This window comes from Mycobacterium sp. E3298 (assembly GCF_001666895.1).
In the GTDB taxonomy this organism is placed as follows: Bacteria; Actinomycetota; Actinomycetes; order Mycobacteriales; family Mycobacteriaceae; genus Mycobacterium.
The window spans coordinates 1-2,716 of sequence record NZ_LZJB01000434.1 but is presented as its reverse complement, the minus strand read 5'-3'; the positions used below and the strand labels follow the sequence as shown (position 1 = coordinate 2,716).

Annotated in this window: 3 protein-coding genes and 1 pseudogene; 2 read left to right on the top strand and 2 right to left on the bottom strand. The window is 69.3% G+C overall.

The genetic code is table 11. The features are described 5' to 3' along the window. Both A9X05_RS20590 and A9X05_RS20585 read right to left on the bottom strand, forming a co-directional pair. On the bottom strand, positions 1–361 hold a 361-nt coding region (locus A9X05_RS20590; protein ID WP_156736865.1), incomplete at its 3' end, for an MBL fold metallo-hydrolase. Then, positions 361–1,446 (bottom strand): S-(hydroxymethyl)mycothiol dehydrogenase, encoded by a 1,086-nt coding sequence (locus tag A9X05_RS20585; RefSeq protein WP_067783823.1) that lies wholly within the window; start codon positions 1,444–1,446, stop codon positions 361–363. The genes A9X05_RS20590 and A9X05_RS20585, both read right to left, overlap by 1 nt. Before the next feature lie 103 nt (positions 1,447–1,549). Between A9X05_RS20585 and A9X05_RS20580 the strand changes: the two genes are divergently transcribed. Both A9X05_RS20580 and A9X05_RS31240 read left to right on the top strand, forming a co-directional pair. Further along, entirely contained in the window at positions 1,550–2,623 is a 1,074-nt protein-coding gene (locus tag A9X05_RS20580; RefSeq protein ID WP_067783820.1) for a class I SAM-dependent methyltransferase, read from the top strand. Then, positions 2,623–2,716, top strand: a pseudogene (locus A9X05_RS31240) (serine hydrolase); the annotation flags it as partial. The gene A9X05_RS20580 and the pseudogene A9X05_RS31240, both read left to right, overlap by 1 nt.

Sequence of the window (2,716 nt, the reverse complement as noted above, 5' to 3'; positions counted from 1 at the left end):
ACGCGCGCAGCTCGGTCCCGCCGATCTTGACCGTCTCGCCGTCGGATACGGAGCGGAACTCCTTGTCGGGGTGCGTCATTCGCCACAGGACCTCGTCGGCCGGGTGCAGCAGCACCGGCGCGTCGAGCGCCTCGCTCAATTCCGGCGCGACCGTGACGTGATCGTTGTGGCCGTGCGTGCACACCACCGCGACCACGTGCCGGCCGTCCACGGCCTCGATGATCGGCTCGGCCGTGTGCGCGGCGTCGAACACCACGACGTTGGAGTTGTCACCGATCAGCCAGATGTTGTTGTCGACTTCCCAACTGCCGCCGTCCAACTCGAACGTGCCGTGGGTGACCACCTTTTGGATCTCGACCATTAGAGCTCCACCACCGAACGCAACACCTTGCCCCCGTGCATCTTGTGGAAGGCCTCCTCGACGTCGCCGAGGCCGATGCGCTCGGAGACGAACTGCTCCAGCGGGAGCCGGCCCTGTAAATACAGATCGATCAGCGTCGGGAAGTCGCGTTCGGGCAGGCAATCGCCGTACCACGACGACTTCAGCGACCCGCCGTGGCTGAAGAAGTCGATCAGCGGCATCTCCAGCTTCATGTCGGGCGTCGGAACCCCCACCAGCACAACGGTGCCCGCGAGGTCGCGGGCGTAGAAGGCCTGCTTCCAGGTCTCGGGCCGGCCGACCGCATCGATCGCCACGTTCACCCCGAACCCGTCGGTGAGGTCCTGAATGGCCTCGACGACATCGGCCTGGCGGGCGTTGACGGTGTGGGTGGCGCCGAACTTTCGGGCCCACTCCAGCTTGGTGTCGTCGGTGTCGACCGCGATGATCCGCCGGGCCCCGACCAGCGCGGCGCCGGCGATCGCGGCGTCCCCGACCCCGCCGCAGCCGATCACCGCGACCGTGTCGTCGCGGGTGACGCCGCCGGTGTTGATCGCCGCGCCGATGCCGGCCATCACCCCGCAGCCGAGCAGACCCGCGACGGCCGGGTCGGCGGCGGGATCGACCTTGGTGCACTGCCCGGCGTGCACCAGCGTCTTGTCGGCGAACGCCCCGATGCCCAGCGCGGGCGTCAGTTCCGTGCCGTCGGTCAACGTCATCTTCTGCGCGGCGTTGAACGTGTCGAAACACAGGTGCGGGCGGCCGCGTTTGCAGGCCCGGCACTGGCCGCAGACGGCCCGCCAGTTCAGGATCACGAAGTCGCCCGGTTCGACCGCCGTCACGCCCGGCCCGACGGCCTCGACCCGGCCGGCGGCCTCGTGGCCGAGCAGGAACGGGTACTCGTCGTTGATGCCGCCCTCGCGGTAGGTCAGGTCGGTATGGCACACCCCGCAGGCGATGACGTCCACCAGGGCCTCACCGGGCCCCGGGTCGGGGACGACGATGTCGACCAGCTCGACGGGCTCGCCCTTCTTTCGTGAAATCACGCCGCGCACTGTCTGACTCATGGCCACCAAACTACGGTGTACCGTCGCTGACCATGCGCGCCGGGGACGATGCAGTGGGACCCCCACCCGCTTGCGGGGAACGAAACGAAGAGGAGCGGCGCAGATGAACGCAGCACCCGAGACCGCCTCGGAAACCAGCGACGAATTCACCGAACGAATCGCCGCGGCCATCGACGGCGCGAGCCTGACCCTGCTGCTGAGCATCGGGCACCAGACCGGTCTGCTCGACACGATGTCCGGGCTCGCGCCGGCCACCAGCGCCGAGATCGCCGCGGCGGCCGGCCTCAACGAGCGCTACGTGCGCGAGTGGCTGGCCGGCATGACGACCGCGCACGTCGTCGACTATGACGCCGAGACCGCCACCTACTCGCTGCCCGCGCACCGTGCCGGCGTGCTGACCCGGGCCGCCGGCCCGGACAACCTCGCCCTGGTGACCCTGTTCGTCCCGCTGCTCGCCGAGGTCGAACAGAAGATCATCGGCTGCTTCCGCGACGGCGGTGGACTGCACTACAGCGAGTTCCCCCGCTTCCACGCGCTGATGGCCGAGCAGAGCGGGGTGGTGTACGACACCGCCCTGGTCGACGTGGTGCTGCCGTTGGTGGACGGCCTCGTCGAACGCCTGCGGGACGGGGCCGACGTCGCGGACTTCGGCTGCGGCAGCGGCCACGCGATCAACGTGATGGCGCGTGCGTTCCCCGCCAGCCGCTTCACCGGCATCGACTTCTCCGACGAGGCGATCGCCGTCGGCGCCCGCGAGGCGGCCGACCTCGGGCTGGCGAACGCGACCTTCGAGAGCCACAACCTGGCCGAGTTGGACAAGGTCGAGGCCTACGACGTCATCACCGTGTTCGACGCCATCCACGACCAGGCTCAGCCCGCGCAGGTGCTGGAGAACATCTACCGCGCCCTGCGGCCCGGCGGTGTGCTGCTGATGGCCGACATCAAGGCGTCGAGCCGCCTCGAGGACAACGTCGGCGTTCCGATGAGCACCTACCTGTACACGACGTCGCTGATGCACTGCATGACGGTGTCGTTGGCGCTGGACGGCGCCGGGCTGGGCACGGCGTGGGGGACGCAGCTGGCCACCGCGATGCTGGCCGACGCCGGATTCGGCGACGTGCGGGTCGCCGAGATCGAGTCCGACCCGATCAACAACTACTACATCGCCCGAAAGTGATGGCGGCCCTCGACGCTCTGCGGGATTGGCCAGTCGAGGCCGCCGCCGCGGCGGTGATCGGACCCGACGGCGTGCTGGCCGGTCACGGCGACA